This is a genomic window from Microbacterium sp. HJ5 (genome assembly GCF_054824025.1).
The window spans coordinates 24,829-51,755 of sequence record NZ_JSYE01000015.1; the positions used below are offsets into that span (position 1 = coordinate 24,829).

Genomic DNA, 26,927 nt, shown 5'->3' on the forward strand with positions numbered 1-26,927 from the left:
TGTAACAGCGGCGGAACAGCGGGCGATCAGACGGCGGCGCGCTGAGCGAACGCGGTCTCGTAGAGGCACACGCTCGCTGCGGTCGCCAGGTTGAGCGACTCGGCCGCGCCGTAGATCGGCAGCCGGAGCGATAGGTCGGCCAGCGCCAGCGCGTCATCCTCGAGTCCGCGCGCCTCGTTGCCGAACAGCCACGCCGTGGGCTCCGCCAGGAGGGAGCGCGACGCGAGGAAGTCTCCCCCGCCGACATCCGCCGCGATCACCCGCACCCCGGCGGCATGCGCCTTGTCGACCGCCGTCTCCAGGTCGACGCCGACCGCGACGGGAAGGTGGAACAGCGAGCCGGTCGTGGCGCGCACGACCTTCGGGTTGTAGGGGTCGACCGTGCGACCGGTGAGGACGACGGCATCCGCTCCCGCGGCATCCGCCGCTCTGATGATCGTGCCGAGATTGCCCGGGTCGCGCACCTCCTCGCAGATGGCGACGAGTCGGGGCGACGCAGCGAACACCTCGCGCAGGGACGTCGGCGACTGCCGGGCGACGGCGACGATGCCCTGCGGGGTGACGGTGTCGGCCATCGCGTCGAGGACCGCCTCGGTCGTGAAGACGACCTCGAGTCCCGCGTCACGGGCGGCGTCGCGGACATCGGGATGCCGCTCCATCGCCGTCGGCGTCGCGAACAGCTCGACGAGCGTCTCGGGACGGTAGGACAGCGCCTCACGGGCCGCCTGCGGGCCCTCGAGGAGGAACAGGCCGGTCTCTTGGCGCGCACTGCGCTTGGTGAGCTTCGCGACGGCGCGCACGCGCGGAGAGCGAGGGTTCTCGAGCACAGCATCAGTCTAGGGTCGAGCGCCGTCCGCGCAGACGACGCGCGGGCACGCGAAAGGGGCGCCCTCCCCTAGGAGGACGCCCCTTTCGTGAACTGACGGAGGTGTCAGGCGCTCTTGGGAGCGTTGACGTTCTCGGGCAGCGCCTTCTTGGCGGTCTCGACGAGCGACGCGAAGGTGGCGGGCTCGTTCACCGCGAGCTCGGCGAGCATGCGACGGTCGACCTGCACGCCCGCGAGGCCGAGGCCCTGGATGAAGCGGTTGTACGTGATGCCGTTCTGGCGGCTCGCAGCGTTGATGCGCTGGATCCACAGACGACGGAAGTCGCCCTTGCGCTTGCGACGGTCACGGTACGCGTAGACGAGCGAGTGGGTGACCTGCTCCTTCGCCTTGCGGTACAGGCGCGAACGCTGCCCGCGGTAACCGGAGGCGCGCTCGAGGATGACGCGACGCTTCTTGTGGGCGTTTACCGCCCGCTTGACTCTAGCCATTTCTACTGTTTCCTATTCGTGCGTCGGCGCTCAGAGGCCGAGGAGCTTCTTGGCGACCTTGGCGTCACCCGGGGCCAGGACCTGCTCCTGGTTGAGGCGACGCGTGCGGCGCGACGACTTGCCCTCGAGGTTGTGGCGCATGTTCGCCTGCTGCTTCATCAGCTTTCCCTTACCGGTGAGCTTGAAGCGCTTCTTGGCACCCGAGTGGGTCTTCTGCTTCGGCATCTCTTCTTCCTTCGTTTCACATCCCGCGCAGCGGGAGTCGGTGTCCCGCGGCGCGGGAGTCTGTGGGGTCCTACTCGGCGGTGGCCGGCTCGGACGGGGCTTCGGTCTCGCCCTCGGCGGGGGCGCCGTTGCGCGCGGAGCGCGCAGCCTCCTTGTTGGCAGCACGCTGGGCGTTCTGCTCGGTCTTCACCTCGGACTTGTTCTTGTGCGGCGCCACGACCATCACCATGTTGCGGCCGTCGATCGTGGGGTTGGACTCCACGGTGCCGAACTCGGCGACGTCCTCGGCGAACTTGCGGAGAAGCCGCACGCCCTGCTCGGGGCGCGACTGCTCGCGGCCTCGGAACAGGATCATGGCCTTGACCTTGTCGCCGGACTGGAGGAAGCCCTCGGCGCGCTTGAGCTTGGTGATGTAGTCGTGTGCTTCGATCTTCAGACGGAACCGGACCTCCTTGAGGACGGTGTTCGCCTGATTGCGACGCGCTTCCTTGGCCTTCTGCGCAGCCTCGTACTTGAACTTCCCGTAGTCCATGATCTTGACCACGGGGGGCTTCGAGTTGGGGGCCACCTCGACGAGATCGAGGTCGGCCTCCTGGGCCAGGCGCAGCGCCACCTCGATGCGGACGACGCCGACCTGCTCACCCGCGGGTCCGACGAGGCGGACCTCGGGGACGCGGATGCGGTCGTTGGTGCGGGGATCGCTGATGCGGAGCTCCTTCGTGCGGGTGATGGCCACCGCGACACGGGGTGCATCGCGGGCGGAAGAGGACGCATTCCACCCGGCACGACGCTCGAGCGCCGGCTTTCTGCACCCGGTTCCCGCTCGCGAGCGGCTACCCCTTCCGCAGAGCGGTCGGGGCGGAGTGCGTGACCCGGTAGCCTGGAACGGCAAGCGCGGGTGGGATGTGATCCTCTTTCGGTCCGGTGCAGAACGCGCCGGAGCCCGCACAAGTCTAGCAGAGAGAAACGCGTGACCACGATTCCGGCCTCCGACGATGACCGCCACGCCCGCTGGGAGGAGCAGGAGCGCGCCGCGTCCGCCGCCACGCGCGACATCGCCGACGTCCCCGCGGTCGAGGTCATCACGACCGCGGCCGTGCACCTCATGAGCGCCGCCGCGGTCAAGGTGGGTCTGGCCGACGACCCCGCCACGCAGACCGATCTCGACGAGGCGCGCAAGCTCATCAACGCCCTCGCGGGGCTCATCACCGCCGGAGCGCCAGAGATCAGCGACATGCATGCGCGGTCGCTGCGCGACGGCCTGCGCTCGCTTCAGCTCGCCTTCCGTGAGGCGTCGACGATCCCCGACCCGATCGGCAAGGGGCCCGGCGAGAAGTGGACCGGTCCGGTCACCTGACCCCGGGCGCGCTCAGCTGCCGGGGGCCCGCTCAGCCGCCGATCCCCACCGCGGCCGCGCCGCGGGCCACCGCATCGACCGTGCGGCGCACGGCTGCGGCATCCGTCCCCCGGTTGCTCACCGCGAAGCGCACCACCGTGCGACCCTGCCAGTGCGACGACGATGCCCAGACGGTGCCCTCGACGCGCAGCCACTCCCCCAGCGCCGCCGTCGCCCCGTCGTCGGAGGACGCCAGGCAGACCTGCGTGAAGACGACGTCGTTGAGGACCTCGAGCCCGTCGATCGCGCGGAACCCGCCCGCGAGCGCCGTCGCGGCGTCTGCGAGTCCGTCGACGAGGTCGGCGACGCCGCGCCGCCCCAGCGAGCGGAGCGCAGCCCACACCGGCACGCCGCGCGCCCGACGCGAGAGCTCGGGGACCCGGTCGTACGGGTCGGAGACGCTGGCGACGGCCGGCAGGTAGGCCGCATGGGCGCCCAGCGACGCCGTCATAGCCGCCTCGTCGCGCACGATTGCCACCCCGCAGTCGTAGGGAACGTTGAGCGTCTTGTGCGCATCCGTGGCCCAGGAGTCGGCATCCGACATACCCGCGGTCAGCCCCCGCAGCCGGGGACTCGCCGCAGCCCACAGGCCGAAGGCTCCGTCGACGTGCACCCATGCGCCCGCCTCGTGCGCGACGCCGACGGCGGCCTCGAAGTCGTCGAAGGCTCCGGAGTGCACGTCGCCCGCCTGGAGCGCCACGACCGTGGGGGCATCCTCTGCGGCGAGGGCGCGCCGCAGCCCCTCGACGTCGATGCGTCCCTGCTCGTCGGCTCCGACGGTCTCCGGCGCTCCCAAGCCCGAGATGCGGCCGCCGAGCACGACGCTGGTGTGCACGGCGCCTCCTGCGAGGAAGCGCACGCGCGGTGCGCGTCGCACATCGACGACCGGGTCGAATCCGCGCGCCCGAAGCACCGCGTCGCGTCCGGCCACCAAGCACGACAGGTTCGCGCTCGTCGCGCCGGTGGCGAAGCCCACGCCGCTCCCCCGCGGCAGGTCCAGCAGTTCGAGGAGCCAGGCGGCGGCGACCTCCTCGACGGCGGCTGTGGCAGGCGTCGGCTGACGCGAGCCCGTGTTCTGGTCCCACGCCGACACGAGCCAGTCCGCGGCCAGCGCCGCCGGATAGGCCCCGCCGATGACGAAGCCGTAGAACCGGGGGGAGCCCATGGCCATGAGACCGGGAGCGGATGCCTCGACCAGCTCCTCCACCACCTCGACGGACCCGATCCCGTCTTCCGGCAGGTCGCGGCGCAGCCGCGCGAGCACGCCGTCGACGTCGAGCTCGGGCCGCACCGGGCGCTCGGCGACCTCGTCGAGCCACGCCTGCGCATGCCGGTGGGCCACCTCCAGCACCTGGCGGTACTCGTTCGCCGTCGGATCCTCGTCCATCGCCACCTCCGCGGTGCCGATCCTCCGCCGCTTCCGCCGCGCCCGCAAGGGCGGGCTTCGGGGACCGCCCCGGCCCGCCGGGGCTCCCGCCTCCCGACAGACGTGCGGCGTGCCGTGACTCCGCCTCGACTCCGGCATCGGCGCCGTCTTCCCCGCCGGGACACGGCACCTCACGGGCGGGGGCCCGGCGCAGGCGGAGTTACGGCACGCCGGTGACAGCACGCCGGCTCCGGCGAGCCCGCAAGGGTGGGGCGGGGCAGGGAGTCAGGCGCGGATGAGCTGGACGGTGAGCGAGTCGACGAGCACGGCGATGCGGTCGTCCGCGGCCCAGCGCGAGGCGAGACGCCCGAGCACCGCGTCGAGCTCGTCGCGCTCGAGGCCGTGGATGAGCTCGAGCCGCACGACGAGCTCGGGTCCGCGCAGCCGGGCGTCGGGGTCGCCCGGCTCGACGGAGAGGTCGATCACCGCCAGCTCGCCGCCGATGCTCTCCTGCAGACCCGAGAACACCTCCGGCGAGGCGAAGCTCGGCTCCCACGACTGGCCCTGCGCGAGCGCCCACACCGCGGGGCGCCGGAGGATGAACTCGGTGGGCGAGCCGGGGTCGATGACGATGAGGTCGGTGTCGTCGGAGGATGCCGCCACCGCGGTGCGCACGCCGTCGGCGGGCACCGGCCGGGCCGAGGCATCCCACCGCCCCATCGCCTCCACCGACGTGAACACCGGCAGCACCCGACGTCCGTCGGGGGCCGCCACCGTGACGATCGAGAGCTCCTGCGTCTTGTCGACCGCGAGCCCGTGGGCGCCGATCCCCTCGTCGCCCTTCTCGGCGACCAGCGGGATCAGCAGACGGGCGGAGCGGTAGGCCTCGACCACGGCGACCTGGTCGCCCGAGCCGATGCGGAAGGACTGCAGCGCCGCCAGCAGCGCCGGATCGGCCGAGCCGTCGTCACCGGAGTGCGGATTCGCGTGGAAACCGCGCCCCTCCCACGGCACCCCCGCCGAGTCGGCGCGGGGTCCGTGGTGGTCGTGCGGGTCAGTGTCCGGCGACATCCAGCGCCTCGGCGAGCGTGAACGCACCGGCGTACAGCGCCTTGCCGACGATCGCACCCTCGACGCCGAGCGGCACCAGGTCGCGGAGGGCGGCGATGTCGTCGAGGCTCGAGACGCCGCCCGAGGCGACGATGGGCTTCGGGGTGCGCGAGGTCATCTCGCGCAGGAGGTCGACGTTCGGTCCCTGCAGCGTGCCGTCCTTCGTGACGTCGGTGACGACGTAGCGGCTGCAGCCGGCCGACTCGAGACGGTCGAGGACCGTCCACAGGTCGCCGCCCTCGCGGGTCCAGCCGCGCGCGGCGAGCGTCGTGCCGCGGACGTCGAGGCCGACGGCGATCACGTCGCCGTACCGGCCGATGACGTCGGCGGCCCACTCGGGGTTCTCGAGCGCCGCGGTGCCGAGATTGATGCGGGCCGCGCCACTGTCGAGGGCGGCCTCGAGCGTGCGGTCGTCGCGGATGCCGCCCGAGAGCTCGACCTGCACGCCGCGCACCTGCTTGATGACCTTGCGCATGATCCCGGCGTTGCTGCCGCGTCCGAACGCCGCGTCGAGGTCGACGAGGTGAATCCACTGCGCACCCTGGCGCGCGAAGTCCAGCGCGGCGTCGACGGGGTCGCCGTAGCTCGTCTCGGTGCCCGCCTCTCCCTGGGTCAGGCGCACCGCCTTGCCGTCGGCGACATCGACGGCCGGAAGCAGGATCAACTCGGGCATAGAGGCGAAATCGTTCATGGCTCCTCGTGCGGGGAAGTCTCGGAAGGAGGTCGCTCCCGCAGACGGCACGGTTTCAGAGGGTAGCCCCGCCGAGCCCGTCGATCCAATTCGCGAGTAACCGAATACCCGCATCGCCCGACTTCTCGGGATGGAACTGCGTCGCCGACAGGGGGCCGTTCTCGACCGCCGCGAGGAACGGCCGGCCGTACGTGCACCACGTGAGCGTCGGCTCGGGGAACGGCGGCTGCACGTCCAGCGTCCACTTCTGCGCACCGAACGAGTGCACGAAGTAGAAGCGCTCGTCCTCGAGGCCACGGAAGAGGCGCGACCCGGCGCCCGCCTCGACCGTGTTCCACCCCATGTGCGGCAGCACCGGCGCGTCGAGCTCGGTCACCGCGCCCGGCCACTCGCCGAGCCCCTCGGTGTCGACCCCGCGCTCGACGCCGTGCTCGAACAGCACCTGCATGCCGACGCAGATGCCGAGAACCGGGCGACCGCCGGCGAGTCGACGGCCGATGAGCTCATCGCCGCGGCCCGCCTTCAGCGACTCCATGACCGCGCGGAACGCCCCGACCCCCGGGACGACGAGGCCGTCCGCCTGGAGCACGAGGTCGCGGTCGGAGGTCAGACGAGCGTCGGCGCCGGCCGCCGCCAGCGCCTTCACGGCCGAGTGCACATTGCCGGATCCGTAGTCGAGGACCGCCACGAGGGGCTGAGAGCTCACAGAGCGCCCTTCGTGCTCGGGATGCCCTCGACGAGCGGGTCGAGGGCCTTCGCCTGGCGGAAGGCGCGCGCGAAAGCCTTGTATTCCGCTTCGGCGATGTGATGCGGATCGCGGCCCGAGATCACGCGCACGTGAACGGTCAGCGCCGCATTGAAGGAGATCGCCTCGAACGTGTGCCGCACAAGGGAGCCGGTGAAGTGTCCGCCGATGAGGTGGTACTCGAAGCCTGCGGGCTCGCCCTCGTGCACCAGGTACGGGCGGCCGCTGATGTCGACGACCGCCTGCGCGAGCGCCTCGTCGAGCGGCACGAGCGCATCGCCGTATCGCGAGATGCCCGACTTGTCGCCGAGGGCCTCGCGGATCGCCTGGCCGAGCACGATCGAGATGTCCTCGACGGTGTGGTGCGCATCGATGTCGGTGTCGCCCGAGGCACGCACGGTGAGGTCCGTGAGCGAGTGCTTCGCGAACGCCGTCAGCATGTGGTCGAAGAACGGGACCGTGGTGTCGATGCGGCTGCGCCCGGTGCCGTCGAGGTCGAGCTCGAGCTCGACCGTCGACTCGCTCGTGGAGCGTCGGAGGGAGGCGGTACGCGTGGCGGCGCTCATGCGTTCGATTCTACCGAGGCCAGTGCATCGAGGAACGCGGTCGTCTCGTCCTCGGTGCCCGCCGTGACACGGAGGTGATTCGGGATCCCGACGTCGCGGATGAGCACGCCGCGGTCGTACAGGGCCTGCCACGTCGCGGCCGGGTCGGCGACGCCCCCGAACAGGACGAAGTTCGTCCAGGAGTCGTGCGGGACATAGCCGAGCGCTTCGACGGTCGCGGTGATGCGATCGCGCTGGGCGACGATCTCGTCGACCATGCGCAGCATCGTGGGGGCGTGACGAAGGGCCGCGGATGCCGCAGCCTGCGTGAGCGCGCTGAGGTGGTACGGCAGCCGCACCAGGCGCAGTGCGTCGATCAGCGACGGGTCCGCCGCGAGATAGCCGACCCGGGCGCCGGCGAACGCGAACGCCTTGCTCATCGTGCGCGAGACAACGAGGCGTTCCCGGCCCGGCAGCAGGGTGAGCGCCGAGCGCTCCTCACGAGGGGCGAACTCGAAGTACGCCTCGTCGACGACGACGACGCCGGGCGTCGCGTCGTAGACCGCCTCGATCACGTCGAGCCCGAGCGGCGTGCCGGTGGGGTTGTTGGGGGCGCACAGGAAGACGACGTCGGGCGAGGCGTCCGCGACCTGGGATGCCGCATCCGACGCGTCGACGGTGTAGTCCGGCGACCGCGAGCCGGCGATCCACTCGGCGCCGGTGGCGCGCGTGAGCAGCGGATACATCGAATAGGTCGGCGCGAAGCCGAAGGCCGTGCGTCCCGGGCCGGCGAACGCCTGCAGCACGTGCTGGAGCACTTCGTTCGAGCCGTTCGCCGCCCACAGCTGCTCGCGCGTCAGTCCGTGCCCGAGATAGTCCGCGAAGCCTTCGCGGAGTGCAGTGAACTCGCGATCCGGATAGCGGTTGACGTCACGCAGCGCTCGCGCGACGGAGTCCATGATGTCGTCGGCCACGTCCTGCGGGACGGGATGGGTGTTCTCATTGACGTTCAATGCGACCGGGAGCGGTGCCTGCGGGGCGCCGTAGGGCGTCATCCCGCGGAGGTCGTCGCGTATGGGGAGGTCTTCGAGACGTGGACTCACCTCTCCCATCGTAGGGCCGCCGATCGTGCGACTCGCCGGATGTGTCGGCGCGAGGCGGACGCCTCGCTCAGCGCCCCTCGTCGTACTCGGCGGGGATGGCGAGGCTCTGCCCCGCCTGCAGCGAGACGCCTTCGAGCGCGTTGAGCCGGACGATCTCATCGACGACGTCGCGCGGGTCGGCGCCGGGCGCGACGTCCTCGGCGATCGACCACAGCGTGTCGCCGGACGACACGATGATGGTCGTGAAGGAACCGGCGGAGGCGCCGTCGTCGCGCGAAGCCAGCGCCGCCCCGCCGGAGACCATGGCGACGGCGATGGCGACGATCGCCGGCAGCGCCGCGAGCGAGGCGAGCGCTCGACGGCCGCGCACCGTCAGACGCAGGCGCGTCGGCCGCGCAGCGCCGACGAAGGCGGTGCTCGTGCGAGCGGGCATCGTGATGGCGATCGCGGTCATGTTCTGCTCCTCCTTCTGGGGAGAGATTCGCACCCGCCGCTCGGCCGGGAGCGGGGGATGCGAACTTCTGTACCGAAGCTATCTTCGATCGTTAACTGTGTCAAGGGGTCGTGCGGCGTTCTTTCCCTCGAACGCGACACGCGGTGAAGGTGTTCCGTTCGAGGCTCGAACCCGGATACGGTTTCGACACGAGTACCCCACCACGGGCCTCCGACATTCGAAGACCGATGCTCTCCTCGCAGGACGGGAGCGGGCGGGAGAGGAGCCGGACATGAGCGACGCGACCGGTCGCGAGAAGCCGCAGACGCGGCGACGCAAGAGCCTGAGCGACAAGCAGCTGGCCATCCTCGAGGTGATCCAGCGGTCGATCGCACGGCACGGGTACCCGCCGAGCATGCGAGAGATCGGTGACGCGGTGGGCCTCAAGTCGCTCTCGAGCGTGACCCATCAGCTGAACCAGCTCGAGCTCAGCGGCTATCTGCGACGCGACGCCGGCAAGACACGCGCCATGGAGGTGCTGATCGACCTGCCCGGCAGCGCCGCCGAGAACCTCGACGACAGCGTCCCGTCCGTGGGCGACGCCGCCCTCGTCCCGCTCGTGGGCCGGATCGCGGCGGGCGTGCCCATCACCGCCGAGCAGCAGGTCGAGGAGATCTTCCCCCTCCCCCGTCAGCTGGTCGGCAAGGGCGACCTCTTCATGCTCAAGGTGTCGGGCGAGTCGATGATCGACGCCGCCATCTGCGACGGCGACTGGGTCGTCGTGCGTTCGCAGTCGACCGCAGACAACGGCGAGATCGTCGCCGCCATGCTCGACGGCGAGGCCACGGTCAAGACGTTCCGTCAGCGCGACGGGCACACATGGCTGCTCCCGCGGAACTCCGCCTTCGAGCCGATCCTGGGCGACGAGGCCGTCGTGCTCGGCAAGGTCGTGGCCGTCCTCCGCGCGGTCTGATCACCCCCAGCGGGTGAAACTTCCCGCGAGCGGTCCGGCGTCCGCCACAATGGCGCCATGAGCGACATCGACACCACGGACGCGCAGGCGCTCGCCGACCGGATCCGCGAGCTCGAGACCGAGAACGCGCGCCTCGCGGCAGAGGCCGCCGACCAGGCTCACGCTGCGCGACCCCGCCCCACCGGTTCGCGGTGGCGGGCCGTCGTCTCGGCGCTGTGCATCGTCATCGCCGCCATCCTCGTACCTGTGTCGATCGTGAGCGCGTGGGCCCGCGTGCAGCTGGTCGAAGAGGATTCGTTCGTCGCGACGCTCGCGCCCCTCGTCGACGACGCCGCCGTCCAGGCGATGATCATCGACGAGACCATGAAGGCAGTCGACGCCAACGTCGACTTCCATGAGCTCACCGCCAACGTCTTCGGCGGCATCGCCGACATCGACGGCTTCCCGCCACGGGCGGCCCAGGTCCTCACGATGCTCGAGGCCCCCGCCGCCGACGGCCTTCACAACCTGGTCGATCAGGCGGTCACCCGGGTGGTCGAGTCGGATGCCTTCGCCGACGTGTGGGCGACCGCGACGCGGGCCGCTCACCGCGCCCTCACCACCGCCGCGACCTCCGACGGCGGAGGCCTGGTCGTGCGCACGGCGGACGGTGTCGGCATCCAGCTCGGTGCGATCGTCGACACGGTCAAGCAGCGCCTCCTCGACCAGGGCGTCAGCGCCGCTCAGCTGATCCCCGCGATCGACCGGGTCGTCATCATCGGCACCGGCGAGAACCTGGCCCTCGTCCGCACCGCCTACGCCCTGGCGACGACGCTCGGCTGGTGGCTTCCCGTCATCGCACTGGCGCTCTTCGGCCTGGGGATCGCCATCGCGCGCCGACGCAGCGTGGCGGTGCTCGGCACCGGGCTGGGCATCGCGATCGGCGCCGGCGCCCTCGCCGCAGCGCTGTCGATCGGACAGACCTCCGTCCAGATCGTCGCGAGCGACCTCTCGCTGTCGCCGTCGGGACTCGAGGTCATCTACGCGCAGCTCGTCGCCGCGATGACGCAGACGGCGATCGTGCTCAGCGTGCTCGGCGTCTTCGTGGCGGTCCTGGGCTGGGCCATGGGCCGTTCGGCGGCCGCGGAGGGAGCCCGCCGCGCGGTCCGCGGGATGAACTCCACCGCCCGACGTCAGCTCGCATCCCGCGGGCTCGACACCGGCGGAGTGGGCGGATGGCTCGCCCGCTATAGGGTGCTCGTGCGCACCTTCATCGCCGTGCTCGCCGTGCTGTGGCTGTTCGCACTGCGTCCGCTGTCGTTCGGCGATGTGCTGCTCGTGGTCGTCGTCGCCTTCCTGGTCGCGTGGCTGCTGGAGCTGCTGCAGCGCCGCGACGAGGAGCACGTGCCCGCCGACGAGATCGAGGTCGTCAGCGACAGCGAGGGCACGACCCCCGAGGCCGCAGAGCCGGTGGATCCACAGATGACCGCGGCCGCGGCATCCGCTCGCCCGCGAAAGGGGTGAGGGGTCCCAAGAGCGAGCAGGGGTGACTCCGGCGCCACGACAGCCATCGCGGGTCGCGCGTCCGCTGACGGGTGCCTCACGGATGGCCCGATAGGCTCGCGGACATGGGAGTGCACGAGCAGGCGTCTGCCCCGGAAGACCTGCTGGTCGAGCTGGGCGCACGGCCCCAGCACCTGATCGTCACCCTCTTCGGCCGGTATGGGCGCGCGCGCGGTGGTCTCCTCCAGATCGCGGACCTCATCGAGCTGATGGCTGCGCTCGGCGTCGACGCCGGCGCTGTGCGGTCTTCGGTGTCACGGCTCAAGCAACGTGGGGTCCTGGTCAGCGACCGGAGCGGAACCGCGGCCGCGTACCGGCTGTCACGATCGCTGGATGGCGTATTCGAAGCCGGCGATCACCGCATCTTCGAGGCGCAGCGCGCCGAGTTGGACGACCCGTGGCTCCTCGCGTCGTTCAGCGTGCCCGAGCGCGAGCGGCCGTTGCGGCATCAGGTGCGCAAGCTCCTCCACCGGCTGGGATTCGGCCAGGTGAGCGGTGGACTGTGGATCGCCACGGGGCTGATCGTCGACGAGGTGCGCGCGTCTCTGAGCCAGGCGGGACTCGACGAGTACGTCGACCTCTTCCTGGGCTCGCGCGTCGCCGACGAACCGCTCGGCGCCGCCGTGCAGCGGTGGTGGGATCTCCCCGCCCTCGAACCCCTCTACACGTCCTTCGTCGACGCCTATGCGCACGTCGTCGATGAGCGCCTCGGCGACCGAGAGGCGTTCGCGGTGTACGTCGCCGCGATCACTCAGTGGCGGCGCCTGGTCTATCTCGACCCCGGCATCCCGCTCGCACTCCTCCCCTCCGGCTGGGCTGGCGCGGAGGCGGAGCGCCTGTTCGCCGAGCTCCACCGGACACTCGCCCCGCCCGCCGAGCGCTTCGTCGCGAACGTCATGGCCTGACCGGCGCCGCCGCGTCCGGCGCGTCGAGGCGCACGCATGGCTTTCGATATAGCGCTTGCGTGACGATAGTCACATATGCAACACTCCTTCTGTCGGCGGGCGCACACGCGCAGCGACGAGACCTCAGAGACATGAGCGAAGGAGCTTCCATGACCGAGAACGCACTGCGCTGGGACAAGGTCCCGCAGGTCACTCGCGGCGGTGAGGAGGACACTCACACGACCTCCTCCGGCGGCTGCATCCGGGTGTCCGGGGTCGGCCCGCAGCACACCGAGGCGACGCGCATCTGGTTCGGCCAGGTGTCCAACGAGCCCGGTTACCGCTCGCTGCCCCACCACCACGGGGAGGCGGAGACAGGCGGGTACGTCCTTCGCGGCCACGGCCGGATCTACTTCGGCGAGGGCTACCGGGAATTCCTCGACATGACCGCGGGAGACTGGGTGTTCGTTCCCCCGTACATGCCGCACGTCGAGGCCAACATGTCGACCACCGAGGAGCTGGTCTGGCTCACCACTCGCACGCCGGACAACATCGTCGTCAACCTCGACGACGTCGACGACGCGACGCTCGAGGGTTTCCGCCGCGCATGAGCACCTCCGCCGCCTTCCACCGCGCGATCGCCCTCATCGAGGTCGACGCCGGGCACCCCGGCCGGGCATTCACCGCCCAGCCGCAGCCGGTGCCGTGGCCGAAGGCATACGGCGGCGACACGGTCGCCCAGAGCGTGGCCGCTGCGATCCGAACCGTCGACCGGGATCGCAGCCTTCACTCCGTGCACAGCACGTTCCTGCGCGGCGTCGACGTCGCCGAGGAGGTGCGCTACGACGTGGAGATCATTCGCGACGGCCGGAGCTTCTCCACCCGCCACGTGCGGGGCCACCAGCACGGCAAGCTCGCCTTCATGGCGACGGCGTCATTCCATGTGCCCGAGGAGTTCCCCGTCCATCGGCCGACCATGCCGGATGCGCCCTCGCCCGACGGCCTTCCGTCGTCGGCCGAAGTTCTGTCGGGTCTCGAAGGGCCGGACATCGAATACTGGTCGCACGGTCGCAGCTTCGACATGCGTCACGTCCCGGGGCCGGTGTACGCGTCGATCGAGGGCGGCTCCGCTGCGCACCAGGCGGTGTGGGTGCGCGCCTTCGAGGCGCTCGACGACGACCCCCTGACACATCAGCTCGCGATCGCCTACGTCTGCGACTACACGATCCTCGAACCGGTGCTGCGGGTTCTCGGGCTGCCCTGGCGGGCCGACGGGCTCGTCACGGCGAGCCTGGATCACGCCATGTGGTTCCACGCGCCCGCGCGAGCCGACGAATGGCTGCTCTATGCCCAGGAGAGCGCAGGCATCTCCGACGGCCGCGGTCTCGGCACCGGCCGCTTCTACACGTCGGACGGCCAGCTGGTCGCGACCGTCGCACAGGAGGGGATGATCCGCCCGGGTCGTCCGCTCTGAACCCATCTCCATCTTCGAAGGGAACCGGCAATGACGCTCTCCCCCTCCGCGCACACCGACTCGTTCACGCGCGACTCGCTTCCCCCGGCCGAGCTGTGGCCGACGCTCGAGTTCACCATCCCCGACGTGCAGTACCCCGCCGTGCTCAACGCCGCGGAGGAGCTGCTCGATCGCACGATCGACCGCCATGGCCGCGAGCGCCCGGCGATCCTCCTCGCCGACGGTGCGGCGTGGACATACGGCGAGCTGCAGCGCAGGGCGAACCAGTTCGCGCAGGTGCTCACCGAGGACTTCGGCCTGGTGCCCGGTAACCGCGTGATGCTGCGCATGCTCAATGGTCCATGGACCGTGGCCTGCTGGCTCGGCGCCCTCAAGGCCGGCATGGTCGTTGTGACGACGATGGTCGCATGGCGGGCGAAGGAGGTCCGCAACGTCACCGAGCGTGTCTCGCCGACGTTGGCGGTGGTCGACCATCGCGGGCTCTCAGACGCCGAGGCGGCCTTCGCCACGCTGCACGCCGCGCCCGAGGTGCTCGTCCTCGGCGGCGAGGACGATACCCTCCTGGCCGCCTGCGAGGCGAAGAGCGGCGACTTCGAGGCTGTGCAGACGTCGGCCGATGACGTCGCCCTGCTCGGGGCGACCAGCGGCACCACGGGTATCCCCAAGATCACGATGCACTTCCATCGCGACATCCTCGCCAATGCCGACACCTTCGCCCGTCATGTGCTCCGTCTGTCTGCCGACGATGTGAGCGCCAGCACTGCCCCGCTCGCATTCACCTTCGGCCTCGGCGGCAACGTTGTCTTCCCGCTCCGGTTCGGCGGCGCCATGGTGCTCGTCGAGCGGGCGACACCCATCGAGCTGGCGAAGCTGATCGAGCCCTTGGGTATCACGGTGCTCTTCACGGCTGCGACGGGCTACCGGAGCATCCTCAAGGAAGGGCTCGCCGCCGAGCTGCGAAAGCTGCGCATCGGCATCGCCGCCGGGGAGCATCTCAGCTCGTCCACCTTCGAGGCCGTCGAGCAGGCCAGCGGGCTGCGGCTCGTGAACGGAATCGGCTCGACCGAGATGCTGCACATCTTCATCTCTGCCTCGGGCGACGACGTGCGCCCGGGCACGACCGGCAAGGCCGTCCCGGGCTATCGGGCCGCGGTCTTCGACGACGACGGCCGTCAGCTCGGCCCGGGAGTGCCCGGGCGCCTCGGAGTGATCGGTCCGACCGGATGCCGCTACCTCAGCGACGAGCGCCAGAGCGTCTACGTGCAGGACGGATGGAACATCACCGGCGACACTTTCGTGGTCGACGAGGACGGATACTTCACGTTCCAGGCGCGCAACGACTCCATGATCGTCACCGCGGGGTACAACGTCGGCGCTCCGGAGGTCGAGGAGGTGCTGCTGGGCCACGGCGACGTGCTGGAGTGCGCCGTGATCGGCCGCCCCGACGCGGAGCGCGGCACGATCGTCAACGCGTTCGTGGTGCCACGGGAGGGAGTCGACCCCTCGGATGAGCTGACCGCGAGCATCCTCGACCACGTCAAGTCGCAGCTGGCGATCTACAAGTGCCCCCGGCGCATCGACTACCTGCCGTCCCTTCCGCGCAATCCCAGCGGCAAGGTGCAGCACTTCATCCTCCGCGAGCGCGCGGCCGCCGAGGCCGTCGTCGCCGAACCTCTCACCCAAGGAGCCTGACATGCGCGTTGCCGTCATCGGCGGAGGCCCCGGCGGTCTCTACTTCGCCGCTCTCATGAAGCAGCTCGACCCTGCACACGACATCACGGTCTGGGAGCGCAACGCCCCGGACGACACCTTCGGCTTCGGCGTGGTCTTCAGCGACGAGACGCTCGGAGGGATCGAGAACGCCGACCCCGTCATCGCGTCGCGCATGAGCGAGCAGTTCGCGCGCTGGACCGATATCGACATCCTGTTCGGGGGCGACACCCACACGGTCGGCGGGCAGGGATTCGCGGCGATGGGGCGCAAGCAGCTGCTGCAGCTCCTGCAGCGCCGCTGCCTGGAGCTCGGTGTCACGATCCACTTCCGCACCGAGGCACCCGATGCCGCACAGCTGATGGGCGAGTACGACCTCGTCCTCGCGGCGGACGGCATCAACTCCCGCGTACGCGGTCAGTTCGCCGACCGATTCGTGCCGGATCTCGACCGTCGCGTATCGAAGTACATGTGGCTCGGCACCGATCGGGTGTTCGAGGCTTTCACCTTCGCGGTGCTCCACACCCCGCACGGCATCATGCAGCTGCACGGCTACCCCTACTCCGATCAGCGCAGCACATTCCTCATCGAGATGCACGAGGATGTGTGGCGTCAAGCCGGGTTCGACGCGACCGAGAACGACGTCTTCCCGCCCGGTGTGAGCGACGAGTACGCGGTGGAGAAGATCCGCGGTCTCTTCGCCGACGTGCTCGACGGGCACGACGTGCTCACCAACAATTCCAAGTGGCTGAACTTCACCACTGTACGAAACGAGCACTGGCACCACGAGAACCTCGTGATCCTCGGTGACGCCGCGCACACGGCGCACTTCTCGATCGGATCCGGGACGAAGCTCGCCATGGAGGATGCCCTGGCCCTGGCCGCGTGTCTGCACGAGCACGCCTCGCTCGATGACGCCCTGGACGCGTACGAGGCCGAGCGCCGTCCGGTCGTCGCCTCCACGCAGCGGGCGGCGCAGGCCTCGCTCGAGTGGTTCGAGCGGATCGGGCAGTACGCCGGGCAGGACTCGCTGCAGTTCGCCTTCAACCTCCTCACGCGCAGCCGCCGGATCACGCTCGACAACCTCGCGCTGCGCGACCCGGAGTTCGCCGCCGGCGTCGTGCGCGGTGCGCCGCTCGAGGCGCGCCACACCGACGAGCCCGCCATGTTCCGGCCGCATCGGATCGGCCGGCTCGAGCTCAAGAACCGGATCGTCGTCTCGCCGATGGACATGTACTCGTCCGTCGACGGCGTGCCCGGCGACTTCCATCTCGTCCACCTCGGCTCCAAGGCGACCGGCGGTGCGGGGCTGGTGATGACCGAGATGGTGTGCGTCTCGGCCGAGGGGCGGATCACCCCCGGCTGCGCAGGCCTCTACACCGACGAGCAGGCCGACTCCTGGGGGCGCATCGTCTCGTACGTTCACACCCAGTCCACCGCCAGGATCGGCGTGCAGATCGGGCACTCGGGCCGCAAGGGGTCGACCCGGCGGATGTGGGACGGGATCGACGAGCCTCTGGCAGAAGGCAATTGGGAGCTGCTGGCGCCCTCGGCCCTGCCGTACGGACCGGTCAACCAGGTTCCGCAGGAGATCGACCGGGCGACGATGACACGCGTGCGCGACGAGTTCGTCGCGGCCACACGCCGCGCGGCGGTCGCCGGGTTCGACCTCGCGGAACTGCACGCTGCGCACGGGTACCTCATCTCGTCGTTCCTGTCGCCGATCTCGAATCGACGCACCGATGAGTACGGCGGCTCGCTGGAGAACCGGCTCCGCTACCCGCTCGAGGTCTTCGACGCGATGCGGGAGGCATGGCCGGCTGAGCGGCCGCTGACGGTCCGGCTGTCGGCCGAGGACTGGATCGACGGCGGCAACACGGTGGACGACGCCGTGGAGATCGCTCGGGCGTTCATCGCCCACGGCGCGGACGCCATCGATGTCTCCTCCGGCCAGATCGCCAAGCACGAGCGTCCCCTCTTCGGTCGCAGCTACCAGACGCCGTTCGCGGACGCGATCCGCCATCGCGTCGCCGCCCCCGCCGGCGTCACCGTCATCGCGGTCGGCGCAGTCTCCAGCTACGACGACGTGAACTCGATCCTGCTCGCCGGCCGCGCCGACCTCGTCGCGCTCGGTCGCACCCATCTCTGGGATCCGCAATGGACACTCCACGCCGCCGCGGATCAGGGATATCGAGGGGCCGGAGCGGAGTGGGTCGCGCCCTTCCGCGCGGGGTCGCGCAAGCCCCCGACCGCCCGCACCGACGCTGTGCGCCCGCGCCTGTCGCTGGTGCGCGACGCGGAGAACGTCGAAGGGGGCGCGCACCACCGTCGGTGGACGCCCGCGCGCGCATCGGTCGACGCTCTCGTCCACTGACCGCGCGCTCCCCCACCGCCGCCAACCGACCTGATCCAGACAAGGAGACCGCACATGCCGCGTCACATCATCAATCCCGACTCGCTGGTGAGGCCCAGCGGCTTCGCGCACGGCGTGCGCGCCGGCGAGTTCGTGTATCTCGGGGGCCAGACCGCCATGGACGGCGAGGGCCGGATCGTCGACGGAGGCATCGTCGAGCAGTTCGTGCAGGCGTTCTCCAATGTCCTCACGACCCTCGAAGCAGCCGGCGGGACGCCCGGCGACCTCGTCGATGTCACCATCTACCTCACCGACGTCGACGACTATCAGCGCCACGGCCGCGAGATCGGCCGCCGCTGGCGCGAGATGGCGGGGACGGAGTACCCGGCGATGGCGGGGATCGGCGTCACGCGGCTGTGGCAGCCGGAGGCGCTCATCGAGATCCAGGGCGTCGCCCACCTCGCTGCGACCGAGGGTGAGGGGTGAGCGCATGCTGCTCGCCACCGTGAACCGTGACGACGGCCCGGCGACCGCAGCGGCGGTCGGCGACGCCGCCGGGTGGGTGCTGCTCGACGATGCGGACGCGCAGGCCCTGATCGCGCAGCCCGGATGGCGCGAGCGCGCGCAGGCCGCGCTCCGCCATCCGGCACGCCACGCGGTCCCGGACGCGGCGTTCCGCAACCCCGTGCCGCGTCCGGCGAAGATCCTGTGCTGCGGGCTCAACTACCGCGACCACATCCTCGAGGCCGGGCGCGAGCTCCCCGAGTTCCCGACGCTCTTCGCGAAGTTCGCCGATACCCTCACCGGCGCGCGGGACGACATCGTCGTGCACAGCTCGCGGCGCGTGGACTGGGAGGCCGAGCTCGCCGTCGTCATCGGCTCGGAGATTCACCGCGCGACACCGGAGCAGGCGCGGGGGGCGATCCTCGGGTACACGATCGCCAACGACATCTCGATGCGCGATTGGCAGCAGCGGACGCTGCAGTGGCTGCAGGGCAAGGCGTTCGACGCCACGACCCCCGTCGGCCCGCACATCGTCACGGCCGATGCGATCGAGCCGCGTGACGGCCTGCGGATCACCTGCGCAGTCAACGGCGAGGTCCTGCAGGACGGTGACACCGCCGAACTGGTCTTCGACGCGGCCGACCTCGTCGCCTACGCGTCGCAGATCACGCGGCTGCGCCCGGGAGATCTCATCCTCACCGGGACGCCGGGGGGCGTCGCCCTGGGCATGGACGACCCGCGCTGGCTGCGGGAGGGCGACGTCGTCACCACCACGATCGAGGGGATCGGCGAGCTGTGCAACGTGATGAGGATCGAGGCCTGATGATGCCCAACGGGATCGTCGCGTACGGCGGGCACCCCGAGCAGCACTTCGTGCTCACGCCGCCGGCGTCGTCCGCACCGGAGACTCTCGGGACGGTGGCTCTCCTCCACGGCGGGTACTGGCGCGCGGAGTTCACCCGCACGCTGATGGATCCGCTGGCCTCCGATCTCGCCGGCCGGGGGTGGCATGTCGTGAACATCGAGTACCGCCGGGTGGGCGCAGGCGGCGGCTGGCCCGCACCGCTCGTCGACGCCGTCACGGCCTGCCAGCACCTCGCCGACATGGTGCGCGACGGCCGTCTCCCCGGCCCCCTCGTGCTCGTCGGCCACTCCGTCGGCGGTCAGCTCGCCCTGCTCGCCGCACGCTCGATCGGCGTCGACGCCGTGACCGGCGTCGTGGCTCTCGCGCCGGTGACCGACGTCGTCGAGACGCTGCGCGCCGGCCTCGGCGACGACGCCGCGTCGCCCCTGCTCGCCGATCTCCCGGGTACGCGGGAGCAGGCCGCGGTGGAGGCGTCTCCGCTGTACTCCCTCCCGATCGGCGTGCCCGTCGTCATCGTCCACGGGCTCGATGACCGTCGCGTTCCGCATTCCCACACCGACGCCTTCGCAGCGGCCGCCGCGGCGGCGGGCGACCGAGTGCGCGTGGTGAGCCCCCCGTCTCTCGAGCACCGGTCGGCGATCGACCCTGCCGGCGAACACTGGACGACGACGGTGGACGCCCTGCGCGAGTGGGGAGGAATCCGAGTCCCCGCGTCGTAAGCCCCGCCGCATGGCCCAGTCCTCTTAATGACGCACCGAAGCGTCACCGCACACACCGCAACCCCACACCGCACCCCGCGCGCGACGTCCGTTGCCGCGTCGATGCCCACCACGAAGGAGACGACGATGTCTACCAAGACCGCAACCGCACCCCACACCGGCGCCTGGCCGGTACCCAGAGCCGTCACCGGAACTGTGCTCTTCTGCTGCTGGCTCGCGATCCTGGCAGACGGCTACGACATCGGCGTCATCGGTGCTGTGCTGCCCGCCCTCGCCGAAGACCCCGCCTGGGCCCTCGGTCCCGTCGCACTGGGAGGCCTGGCCTCGTGGGCCCTGGTCGGCATGCTGATCGGCGCGCTGTTCATCGGCACGCTGAGCGATCGCCTCGGGCGCAAGCGCATGCTGCTCGTGTCGATGGCCATCTTCACCCTCATGCAGCTCGGCGCAGCCCTCGCGCCGACGCCCGAGATCTTCGGACTGTTCCGCTTCCTCGGCGGGCTCGGCATGGGAGGCGTCATCCCGGTGGCTGCCGCCCTCACCATCGAGTTCTCCGCTCCGAACCGGCGCGCGCGCAACTACGGGATCATGTACTCCGGGTACTCGCTCGGCATCGTCGTCTCGGCGATCGTGGCGATGGCCTTGCTGCCGAACCTCGGATGGCGCTGGGTGATCGCCGTCGGCGCGTTCCCCATCCTCCTCATCCCGGTCATCGCCAAGCTTCTGCCCGAGTCGCTCGAGTCGCTCGAGAACCGCGGACAGCATGATCGCGCGTCCGCTCTCGCCGCTAAGCTCGGCATCACCCCGTACGTGCCCGCCGACCCCCAGCACACGACGCCCGGCGAGCGGATCCCGTGGCACCGCATCCTGCAACAGCTGTTCTCGCGGAAGTACCTGCGGTCGACGATCCTGCTGTGGATCGCCCTCTTCGGCGGCCTCCTGCTGGTGTACGGCCTGAACTCCTGGCTGCCGTCGATCATGCGCGCCGCAGGGTACGACCTCGGCCCTGCGCTCGCCTTCCTGCTCGTGTTCAGCCTCGCCGCGGCGATCGGCGGCCCGTTGCTCGGCATGCTCGCCGACCGGTTCGGTGCGAAGCCGATCCTCGTCACCTTCTACGCACTGGGCGGCGTCGCGTGCCTGCTGATGATGTTCCCCAACTCGATGCTGCTCAACCTCATCTTCGTCGGCATCTCGGGAGTGGGGTCGATCTCGACCTCGCTCGTGCTGACGGCCTACATCACCGATTACTACCCCGCCTCGGTGCGCGCCACGGCTGCGGGCTGGGCGCTGAGCTTCGCGCGAATCGGCGCGATCACCGGTCCGATCCTGGGCGGGTGGATCGCGGCGATCGCGATCGGCGTGGAGTGGAACTTCATCGCGTTCTCACTCGTCGCGATCCTCGCCGCGATCGCCATCGCCCTCGTGCCGAAGAAGCCGAGCCTGTAGGCGGGCCGATCCGCGGCACATGACACGGTCCGGGGGCTCGCCCTTTGCAGCGAGCCCCCGGACCGTTCTGCGTGCGCCGCTAGACCGTCGCGCCGACCTTGTCGCGGATCGAGCGGGTCGCCTCGATGATGTTGCGCAGCGACTCGACGGTCTCGTCGTAGCCGCGGGTCTTCAGGCCGCAGTCCGGGTTGACCCACACCTGACGCAGCGGCAACTCGGTCGCGGCGCGATCGAGCAGCTCGGCGACCTCTGCCACTGAGGGAACGCGCGGCGAGTGGATGTCGTACACGCCCGGCCCGACCCCGTGGGTGAAACCGGACTCGGCGATGTCGCCGATGACCTCACCGCGGCTGCGCGCCGCCTCGATCGACGTGACGTCTGCATCGAGCGCGGCGATCGCGTCGATGACGACGTCGAACTCCGAGTAGCAGAGGTGCGTGTGCACCTGCGTCGCCTCGGCGGCGCCCGCGGTCGACAGGCGGAATGAGCCGACCGACCACTCGAGGTACGACGGCTGGTCCGCCTTCTTGAGCGGCAGCAGTTCGCGCAGCGCGGGCTCGTCGACCTGGATCACGCCGATGCCGGCGGCCTCGAGGTCGGCGATCTCGTCGCGCAGAGCGAGCGCGACCTGGTTGGCGGTGTCGGCCAGGGGCTGGTCGTCGCGCACGAACGACCACGCGAGGATCGTCACCGGGCCGGTGAGCATGCCCTTCATCGGCTTGTCGGTGAGGGACTGCGCGAAGGTCGACCACGCGACGGTGATGGGCGCCGGGCGCGACACGTCGCCCCAGAGGATCGACGGACGCGTCGCACGCGAGCCGTACGACTGCACCCAGCCGTTCTCGGTGACGTCGAATCCGTCGAGGTTCTCGGCGAAGTACTGCACCATGTCGTTGCGTTCGGCCTCGCCGTGCACGAGGACGTCGAGCCCGAGGTCCTCCTGCAGCGTGACGACGCGCGCGATCTCGTCGCGGAGGAACTGCTCGTACTCCTCCGTCGTGATCTCGCCCTTGCCGTGGCGGGCGCGCGCACGGCGGATGTCGCCGGTCTGCGGGAAGGACCCGATCGTCGTGGTCGGCAGCACGGGGAGCCCGAGCGCCGTCTCCTGCGCGGCGACTCGGGCCTCGTAGTCGCCGCGGTCGAAGTCGTCCTGCGTGAGGGCGGCGGCGCGCTCGCGCACGGCGCCGTCGCGCACGCCCGGGGCGCTCCGGCGGTCGGCGAGGGCAGCGGATGCCGCAGCCACGGCGTCGGCGATCGCGTCGGCGCCCTCGGCCAGGCCCTGCGCGAGCGTCACGACCTGCGAGGTCTTCTGGTCGGCGAAAGCCAGCCACGACGCCAGGCGCGGGTCGAGGGCGGACTCGTCCTCGACGTCGTGCGGGACGTGCTGGAGCGACGTCGACGTGCCTGCCGACACCTGAGCCGCGCCGAGCGCCTCGAGCGCCTCGAGCTTCGCCCACGCGCCGGCGAGGTCGCCGCGCCAGATGTTGCGGCCGTCGATGACGCCGCCCACGAGAGTCTTGCCGGCCAGGCCGTCGGCCTCCGCGGGCACCGAGCCGCGTGTCAGGTCGATCGCGAGCGCTTCGACTGGAGCGGCGGCGAGCGCCGTCCAGGCCTCGGGCGACAGCTGGGCGTAGCCGGCGGTGACGAGGATCGCGGGGCGGTCGGCCGCTCCCCCGAGGACCGCGTACGCACGCGACGCCGCCTCGGCGAGCGCGGCCGGCGCTGCCGGGAGGCTCTCGCTGACGAGGGCGGGCTCGTCGAGCTGCACCCACTCGGCGCCCGCTGCGCGCAGCGACGCGAGCAGCTCCGCGTACACGGGCAGGAGGTCCTCGAGACGGCTGACCGGGTCGAAGCCGTCGGGCGCGGCATCCGTCGCCTTCGCCAGCGCCAGCAGCGTGACCGGGCCGACCACGACGGGCCGGACGGTGAAGCCGTCGGCCTTCGCCTCGGACACCTGGCGTGCGAAGCGGTCGCTCGACAGCGAGAAGACGGTCTCGGGACCGATCTCGGGCACGAGGTAGTGGTAGTTCGTGTCGAACCACTTCGTCATCTCGAGCGGTGCGTTCTCGCCCTCGCCGCGTGCCGCGGTGAAGTACGCGCCCAGTCCGACCGCGCCGTCCGCATCGCGCAGACCCGCGAATCGCTCGGGCAGTGCGCCCACAGCGACGGCGGCGTCGAGCACCTGGTCGTAGTAGGAGAACGACTCGGGGATGGACGAGTCGGCGCGGCCGAGGCCGAGCGCGGCCAGGCGCTCGCGCGTCGCGCGGCGCAGCCCGGCGGCGGTCTGCTCGAGCTCGGCGGCGTCGGTCCTGCCCGCCCAGTGCGCCTCGACGGCGCGCTTGAGCTCGCGGCGGCGGCCGATGCGCGGGTAGCCGAGGATGGTTCCGCGGGGGAAGTCGGGGGTGGTGTCGGTCATCGTGCGGCTTCCTTCTCGAGGGGGTGGGTGAGGATGCCGGCGTCGCGGAGCACCGCGAGCACCGTCTCATGGCTGTTGAATGCGTACAGGTGGACCCCGGGTGCGCCGCCCGCGACGACGTCGCGCGCGAGCTCCGCGGCGTACTCGATGCCCAGCGCGCGCTGACCCTCGAGCGTCGGCTCGACCTCGAGGGCGATCGCGAGCTCGGCGGGGAGCTCCTCGCCGCTGAGCTCGAGGACCCGGCGCAGGCGCGAGGGGGACGTGATGGGCATGATGCCGGGGAGGATGGGGATCGTGACGCCGGCCTCGCGCGAACGCTGCACGAACGCCAGGTAGTCGTCGGCGTGGAAGAAGAGCTGGGTGATGGCGAGGGTCGCACCGGCCGCCTGCTTGGCGAGCAGCGCGTCGATGTGCTCGCGCGGATGCCGCGAGCGAGGGTGGCCGTTCGGGAACGCCGCGACGGCGATGTCCACCTTCCGGCGCGGCTCGACCTGCACCGCCCCCGGAACGCCGGGGATCGACCGCTCGGTGTACGGCGCGCGCTCCGCCTGGACGCGGTCGATGAGCTGCACCAGCTGCGCCGAGCTCTCGAGGTCGCCGAGGAACACCTCCTCTTCGCGCACTCCGGCGGGCGGGTCCCCGCGCAGGGCGAGGAAGCTCGTGATGCCGGCGTCGAGGAACTCGCGGATGAGGGCGTTTGCACCCGCGTATGTGCTGCCCACGCACGTGAGGTGCGCGAGCGGTGCCACATCGGTCTCGCGCAGGATGTGCCGCAGCACCTCGAGCGAGCGTCCTCCCGTGGACCCCCCGGCGCCGTACGTCACGGAGATGAACCGCGGGCGCGCGGCGGCGAGCTGACGGAGCGACTCGTGGAGCGCGAGGATCCCCGCGTCCGACTTGGGCGGGTAGACCTCGAACGAGAACGGCACCGGAGGGGCGCTGAGGTCGATCGACATGGCGTGCTTCTCGGGGTGGGACGGAGTGGCCGGGCGGCCGCGGACGGGCGCACGCACGGGGTGACCGGCGGCGCGGTGTCATCGCGGGCGGGTGCCGGGCTCGGCTGTCGCTCCCTGCCCGGCCCCTTGCGGGGACCGTCCGAGTGGGACGACCGGGCGACGATGGGTCCAAGGTAGCCGAGCGCCCGACGCAACCCCCTCCCTGTGACCTTGTGTTTCGCCGTACCGTGGGTCTCGTGACCACCGAGCTCCCCTATGGTTCCTGGCCATCCCCCCTGTCGGCGGCGGCGGTCTCTGCCGCGTCGCCTCGGATCGAAGGGGCGCGCTACGTCGGCGGCGAGGTGTGGTGGGGCGAGTCGGTGCCCGAGGAGGGCGGCCGCACCGCGGTGCGCCGGAGGACGGCATCCGGCGACGTCGAAGACCTCATCGCGGCACCGTGGAGCGCGCGCTCCCGCGTGCACGAGTACGGCGGCGGCGCGTGGACGACCGTCGCGGGCGACGCCCTCGTCTTCGTCGAGAAGGCCGATCAGCGGGTATGGCGGGTCGCCCTGGGCGAGCAGCCGAAGCCGCTCACCCCGGCCGCCGGCGACATGCGGTACGGCGGGCTCACCTGGCAGCGCGGGCGGTTGCTCGCGGTGCGCGAGACGCATCACGGCGACGAGGCGCCCCACCGCGACATCGTCGAGATCCCGACCGACGGCAGCGCCGCGAGGGATGCCTCTGCCCTGTCGTCTCTCGTCGAGGACAGCGACTTCCTCGCCCACCTCGCACTGTCCCCCGACGGCTCGCACCTCGCGTGGATCGCGTGGAACCACCCCGACATGCCCTGGGACCGCGCCGAGCTGCGCATCGGCCGGCTCGAGGACGGCCTCGTCGCCGAGTGGACCACGGTGGCCGGCGGCTCGTCCGCGCCGCTGCAGCCGGTGTGGCTGGACGACGTGGACATCCTCTACAGCGACGACCCCGACGACCGCTGGAACCTGTGGCGCCTCCGCCTCACCGCCGACCTGCGCTGCGAGCCGGTCGCGCCCGCGGACGCCGACACCGGCGGTCCGCTGTGGTCCCTGGGTGGGCGCTGGTTCGCCGTCCTCGCCGACGGCCGCATCGTCGCCGTCCGCACCGACGGGTCCGACGAGCTCGTGCTGATCGGCACCGACGGCGCCGCGGAGCGGATCGCGGTCGACGCGGTGGCCGGCATGTCGATCGAAGACGTCCGCGGCACGCGCATCCTCCTCACCGGATCCGCCGCCGACGGGGCGGGCCTGTGGGACATCGACGTGGACGCGCCCGGCGACGCACGGCAGATCGTGGGCGGCTCCGCCGCGTGGGGTTCCGACTGGATGCCGCGTTCCCGGCCGCTGACCGTCGACGGGCCGCGCGGGCCGGTGCACGCGTTCGACTTCCCGCCGACCAATCCGGACGTCCGGGGCCCGGCCGACGAGCGGCCCCCGTACGTCGTGTTCGTCCACGGCGGGCCGACCGCTCACGTCGGGGGCGCGGCATCCAGCAAGATCGCGTACTTCACGAGCCGGGGCATCGGCGTGCTCGACGTGAACTACGGCGGCTCGAGCGGCTACGGCCGGGCCTACCGCGAGCGGCTCCTCGGGCAGTGGGGCGTCGTCGACGTCGACGACGTCATCGCCGCAGCCCAGGGGCTCGCCCGGACGGGCGCCGCCGACCCCGATCGCCTGGCGATCGCAGGCGGCTCGGCCGGAGGCTGGACGGTGCTGTGCGCCGTCACCCTCTCCGACGCCTTCGCCGCGGGCATCAGCCGCTACGGCGTCGCCGACCTCCGCCGCCTCGCGGAGGACACGCACGACTTCGAGGCGCGCTACCTCGACGGCATGGTCGGTCCCCTGCCGGAGGCCGAGGCGCTCTACGTCGCCCGCTCGCCGCTGTCACGCCTCGAACGGCTCCGCACGCCGATGCTCCTCGAGCAGGGGCTCGAGGACCGCGTCGTGCCGCCGTCGCAGGCCGAAGCCGTCCGCGACGCGCTGCGCGCCAACGGGGTGCCGCACGCGTACCTCGCGTTCGAGGGCGAGGGCCACGGCTTCCGCCGGACCGAGACGGTCATCCGCCAGCTCGAGGCCGAGGTCGCGTTTCTCGGGCAGGTCCTCGGCTTCGAACCCGACGGTATCCCGCCGCTCGACCTGGACTGA

General features: G+C 71.1%; 26 protein-coding genes. 13 read left to right on the forward strand and 13 right to left on the reverse strand.

Annotated features, from left to right (window positions below):
* Window positions 1-26 precede the first annotated feature (26 nt).
* The 4 genes from OB08_RS08270 to infC form a co-directional block, all read right to left on the reverse strand.
* On the reverse strand, window positions 27-827 hold the full coding sequence (locus OB08_RS08270; protein ID WP_461473969.1) for a TrmH family RNA methyltransferase: 801 nt from the start codon (window positions 825-827) through the stop codon (window positions 27-29).
* A 104-nt stretch (window positions 828-931) separates the two neighbouring features.
* Window positions 932-1,315 (reverse strand): 50S ribosomal protein L20, encoded by a 384-nt coding sequence (gene rplT, locus OB08_RS08275; protein WP_461473970.1) that lies wholly within the window; start codon window positions 1,313-1,315, stop codon window positions 932-934.
* 30 nt (window positions 1,316-1,345) lie between these two features.
* Window positions 1,346-1,540 (reverse strand): 50S ribosomal protein L35, encoded by a 195-nt coding sequence (rpmI, locus tag OB08_RS08280; RefSeq protein WP_191763019.1) that lies wholly within the window; start codon window positions 1,538-1,540, stop codon window positions 1,346-1,348.
* Between the two features lie 70 nt (window positions 1,541-1,610).
* Window positions 1,611-2,276 (reverse strand): translation initiation factor IF-3, encoded by a 666-nt coding sequence (gene infC / locus OB08_RS08285; RefSeq protein ID WP_461473971.1) that lies wholly within the window; start codon window positions 2,274-2,276, stop codon window positions 1,611-1,613.
* Between the two features lie 234 nt (window positions 2,277-2,510).
* On the opposite strand from infC, the gene OB08_RS08290 reads away from it, so the two are divergent.
* On the forward strand, window positions 2,511-2,897 hold the full coding sequence (locus tag OB08_RS08290) for a DUF1844 domain-containing protein (protein WP_461473972.1): 387 nt from the start codon (window positions 2,511-2,513) through the stop codon (window positions 2,895-2,897).
* Between the two features lie 31 nt (window positions 2,898-2,928).
* On the opposite strand, the gene OB08_RS08295 is transcribed toward OB08_RS08290, so the two are convergent.
* From OB08_RS08295 to OB08_RS08325, 7 genes are all read right to left on the reverse strand, one after another.
* The gene (locus tag OB08_RS08295; protein ID WP_461473973.1) at window positions 2,929-4,323 is read right to left on the reverse strand and encodes a pyridoxal phosphate-dependent decarboxylase family protein; all 1,395 of its coding nucleotides are present in this window, start codon (window positions 4,321-4,323) and stop codon (window positions 2,929-2,931) included.
* A gap of 264 nt (window positions 4,324-4,587) precedes the next feature.
* On the reverse strand, window positions 4,588-5,373 hold the full coding sequence (locus OB08_RS08300) for an SseB family protein (RefSeq protein ID WP_461473974.1): 786 nt from the start codon (window positions 5,371-5,373) through the stop codon (window positions 4,588-4,590).
* Window positions 5,357-6,103, reverse strand: a complete 747-nt coding sequence (priA, locus tag OB08_RS08305) for a bifunctional 1-(5-phosphoribosyl)-5-((5-phosphoribosylamino)methylideneamino)imidazole-4-carboxamide isomerase/phosphoribosylanthranilate isomerase PriA (RefSeq protein WP_461473975.1) — start codon at window positions 6,101-6,103, stop codon at window positions 5,357-5,359. The genes OB08_RS08300 and priA overlap by 17 nt, the downstream gene beginning before the upstream one ends.
* Window positions 6,104-6,158: 55 nt before the next feature.
* Window positions 6,159-6,809, reverse strand: coding sequence for an imidazole glycerol phosphate synthase subunit HisH (gene hisH, locus OB08_RS08310; RefSeq protein WP_461473976.1), 651 nt, complete (start codon window positions 6,807-6,809; stop codon window positions 6,159-6,161).
* On the reverse strand, window positions 6,806-7,414 hold the full coding sequence (gene hisB, locus OB08_RS08315; protein ID WP_461473977.1) for an imidazoleglycerol-phosphate dehydratase HisB: 609 nt from the start codon (window positions 7,412-7,414) through the stop codon (window positions 6,806-6,808). Before hisB ends, hisH begins: the two co-directional genes overlap by 4 nt.
* Window positions 7,411-8,505, reverse strand: a complete 1,095-nt coding sequence (locus OB08_RS08320; RefSeq protein WP_461473978.1) for a histidinol-phosphate transaminase — start codon at window positions 8,503-8,505, stop codon at window positions 7,411-7,413. Before OB08_RS08320 ends, hisB begins: the two co-directional genes overlap by 4 nt.
* Before the next feature lie 58 nt (window positions 8,506-8,563).
* Entirely contained in the window at window positions 8,564-8,950 is a 387-nt protein-coding gene (locus OB08_RS08325) for a LysM peptidoglycan-binding domain-containing protein (RefSeq protein WP_461473979.1), read from the reverse strand.
* Window positions 8,951-9,221: 271 nt separating this feature from the next.
* On the opposite strand from OB08_RS08325, the gene lexA reads away from it, so the two are divergent.
* From lexA to OB08_RS08380, 11 genes are all read left to right on the forward strand, one after another.
* The gene (gene lexA, locus OB08_RS08330; protein ID WP_461473980.1) at window positions 9,222-9,902 is read left to right on the forward strand and encodes a transcriptional repressor LexA; all 681 of its coding nucleotides are present in this window, start codon (window positions 9,222-9,224) and stop codon (window positions 9,900-9,902) included.
* 57 nt (window positions 9,903-9,959) lie between these two features.
* The gene (locus tag OB08_RS08335; protein WP_461473981.1) at window positions 9,960-11,405 is read left to right on the forward strand and encodes a hypothetical protein; all 1,446 of its coding nucleotides are present in this window, start codon (window positions 9,960-9,962) and stop codon (window positions 11,403-11,405) included.
* Window positions 11,406-11,509: 104 nt separating this feature from the next.
* Window positions 11,510-12,349: a PaaX family transcriptional regulator gene (locus OB08_RS08340; protein WP_461473982.1), complete on the forward strand. Its 840-nt coding sequence runs from the start codon at window positions 11,510-11,512 to the stop codon at window positions 12,347-12,349.
* Between the two features lie 149 nt (window positions 12,350-12,498).
* Entirely contained in the window at window positions 12,499-12,939 is a 441-nt protein-coding gene (locus OB08_RS08345; protein ID WP_461473983.1) for a cupin domain-containing protein, read from the forward strand.
* A complete protein-coding gene (locus tag OB08_RS08350) occupies window positions 12,936-13,802 on the forward strand; it encodes an acyl-CoA thioesterase (RefSeq protein WP_461473984.1) in 867 nt (288 codons plus the stop codon). Before OB08_RS08345 ends, OB08_RS08350 begins: the two co-directional genes overlap by 4 nt.
* Before the next feature lie 30 nt (window positions 13,803-13,832).
* The gene (locus OB08_RS08355) at window positions 13,833-15,494 is read left to right on the forward strand and encodes an AMP-binding protein (RefSeq protein ID WP_461473985.1); all 1,662 of its coding nucleotides are present in this window, start codon (window positions 13,833-13,835) and stop codon (window positions 15,492-15,494) included.
* Window position 15,495: 1 nt separating this feature from the next.
* Window positions 15,496-17,886 (forward strand): bifunctional salicylyl-CoA 5-hydroxylase/oxidoreductase, encoded by a 2,391-nt coding sequence (locus OB08_RS08360; protein WP_461473986.1) that lies wholly within the window; start codon window positions 15,496-15,498, stop codon window positions 17,884-17,886.
* A 54-nt stretch (window positions 17,887-17,940) separates the two neighbouring features.
* The gene (locus OB08_RS08365) at window positions 17,941-18,351 is read left to right on the forward strand and encodes a RidA family protein (protein ID WP_461473987.1); all 411 of its coding nucleotides are present in this window, start codon (window positions 17,941-17,943) and stop codon (window positions 18,349-18,351) included.
* Between the two features lie 4 nt (window positions 18,352-18,355).
* Window positions 18,356-19,192: a fumarylacetoacetate hydrolase family protein gene (locus tag OB08_RS08370; RefSeq protein ID WP_461473988.1), complete on the forward strand. Its 837-nt coding sequence runs from the start codon at window positions 18,356-18,358 to the stop codon at window positions 19,190-19,192.
* Window positions 19,192-19,953, forward strand: coding sequence for an alpha/beta hydrolase (locus OB08_RS08375; RefSeq protein ID WP_461473989.1), 762 nt, complete (start codon window positions 19,192-19,194; stop codon window positions 19,951-19,953). Before OB08_RS08370 ends, OB08_RS08375 begins: the two co-directional genes overlap by 1 nt.
* A 126-nt stretch (window positions 19,954-20,079) precedes the next feature.
* Window positions 20,080-21,396: an MFS transporter gene (locus OB08_RS08380; RefSeq protein ID WP_461473990.1), complete on the forward strand. Its 1,317-nt coding sequence runs from the start codon at window positions 20,080-20,082 to the stop codon at window positions 21,394-21,396.
* 79 nt (window positions 21,397-21,475) lie between these two features.
* Here the strand turns inward: OB08_RS08380 and metE are convergent, their stop codons facing one another.
* On the reverse strand, window positions 21,476-23,812 hold the full coding sequence (gene metE / locus OB08_RS08385; protein ID WP_461473991.1) for a 5-methyltetrahydropteroyltriglutamate--homocysteine S-methyltransferase: 2,337 nt from the start codon (window positions 23,810-23,812) through the stop codon (window positions 21,476-21,478).
* Entirely contained in the window at window positions 23,809-24,768 is a 960-nt protein-coding gene (locus OB08_RS08390) for a methylenetetrahydrofolate reductase (protein WP_461473992.1), read from the reverse strand. The genes metE and OB08_RS08390 overlap by 4 nt, the downstream gene beginning before the upstream one ends.
* A 236-nt stretch (window positions 24,769-25,004) precedes the next feature.
* Here OB08_RS08390 and OB08_RS08395 point away from each other — a divergent pair, with 236 nt between their 5' ends.
* On the forward strand, window positions 25,005-26,927 hold the full coding sequence (locus tag OB08_RS08395; RefSeq protein WP_461473993.1) for a S9 family peptidase: 1,923 nt from the start codon (window positions 25,005-25,007) through the stop codon (window positions 26,925-26,927).

What these genes read in the sequence shown, in the direction of transcription:
- rplT (WP_461473970.1), bottom strand. Translation starts at nt 1,315, where the DNA reads ATGGCTAGAGTCAAGCGGGCGGTAAACGCCCACAAGAAGCGTCGCGTC.
- rpmI (WP_191763019.1), bottom strand. Translation starts at nt 1,540, where the DNA reads ATGCCGAAGCAGAAGACCCACTCGGGTGCCAAGAAGCGCTTCAAGCTC.
- OB08_RS08295 (WP_461473973.1), bottom strand. Translation starts at nt 4,323, where the DNA reads ATGGACGAGGATCCGACGGCGAACGAGTACCGCCAGGTGCTGGAGGTG.
- OB08_RS08300 (WP_461473974.1), bottom strand. Translation starts at nt 5,373, where the DNA reads ATGTCGCCGGACACTGACCCGCACGACCACCACGGACCCCGCGCCGAC.
- priA (WP_461473975.1), bottom strand. Translation starts at nt 6,103, where the DNA reads ATGAACGATTTCGCCTCTATGCCCGAGTTGATCCTGCTTCCGGCCGTC.
- hisB (WP_461473977.1), bottom strand. Translation starts at nt 7,414, where the DNA reads ATGAGCGCCGCCACGCGTACCGCCTCCCTCCGACGCTCCACGAGCGAG.
- OB08_RS08320 (WP_461473978.1), bottom strand. Translation starts at nt 8,505, where the DNA reads ATGGGAGAGGTGAGTCCACGTCTCGAAGACCTCCCCATACGCGACGAC.
- OB08_RS08325 (WP_461473979.1), bottom strand. Translation starts at nt 8,950, where the DNA reads ATGACCGCGATCGCCATCACGATGCCCGCTCGCACGAGCACCGCCTTC.
- lexA (WP_461473980.1), top strand. Translation starts at nt 9,222, where the DNA reads ATGAGCGACGCGACCGGTCGCGAGAAGCCGCAGACGCGGCGACGCAAG.
- OB08_RS08335 (WP_461473981.1), top strand. Translation starts at nt 9,960, where the DNA reads ATGAGCGACATCGACACCACGGACGCGCAGGCGCTCGCCGACCGGATC.
- OB08_RS08340 (WP_461473982.1), top strand. Translation starts at nt 11,510, where the DNA reads ATGGGAGTGCACGAGCAGGCGTCTGCCCCGGAAGACCTGCTGGTCGAG.
- OB08_RS08345 (WP_461473983.1), top strand. Translation starts at nt 12,499, where the DNA reads ATGACCGAGAACGCACTGCGCTGGGACAAGGTCCCGCAGGTCACTCGC.
- OB08_RS08350 (WP_461473984.1), top strand. Translation starts at nt 12,936, where the DNA reads ATGAGCACCTCCGCCGCCTTCCACCGCGCGATCGCCCTCATCGAGGTC.
- OB08_RS08355 (WP_461473985.1), top strand. Translation starts at nt 13,833, where the DNA reads ATGACGCTCTCCCCCTCCGCGCACACCGACTCGTTCACGCGCGACTCG.
- OB08_RS08360 (WP_461473986.1), top strand. Translation starts at nt 15,496, where the DNA reads ATGCGCGTTGCCGTCATCGGCGGAGGCCCCGGCGGTCTCTACTTCGCC.
- OB08_RS08365 (WP_461473987.1), top strand. Translation starts at nt 17,941, where the DNA reads ATGCCGCGTCACATCATCAATCCCGACTCGCTGGTGAGGCCCAGCGGC.
- OB08_RS08370 (WP_461473988.1), top strand. Translation starts at nt 18,356, where the DNA reads ATGCTGCTCGCCACCGTGAACCGTGACGACGGCCCGGCGACCGCAGCG.
- OB08_RS08375 (WP_461473989.1), top strand. Translation starts at nt 19,192, where the DNA reads ATGATGCCCAACGGGATCGTCGCGTACGGCGGGCACCCCGAGCAGCAC.
- OB08_RS08380 (WP_461473990.1), top strand. Translation starts at nt 20,080, where the DNA reads ATGTCTACCAAGACCGCAACCGCACCCCACACCGGCGCCTGGCCGGTA.
- metE (WP_461473991.1), bottom strand. Translation starts at nt 23,812, where the DNA reads ATGACCGACACCACCCCCGACTTCCCCCGCGGAACCATCCTCGGCTAC.
- OB08_RS08390 (WP_461473992.1), bottom strand. Translation starts at nt 24,768, where the DNA reads ATGTCGATCGACCTCAGCGCCCCTCCGGTGCCGTTCTCGTTCGAGGTC.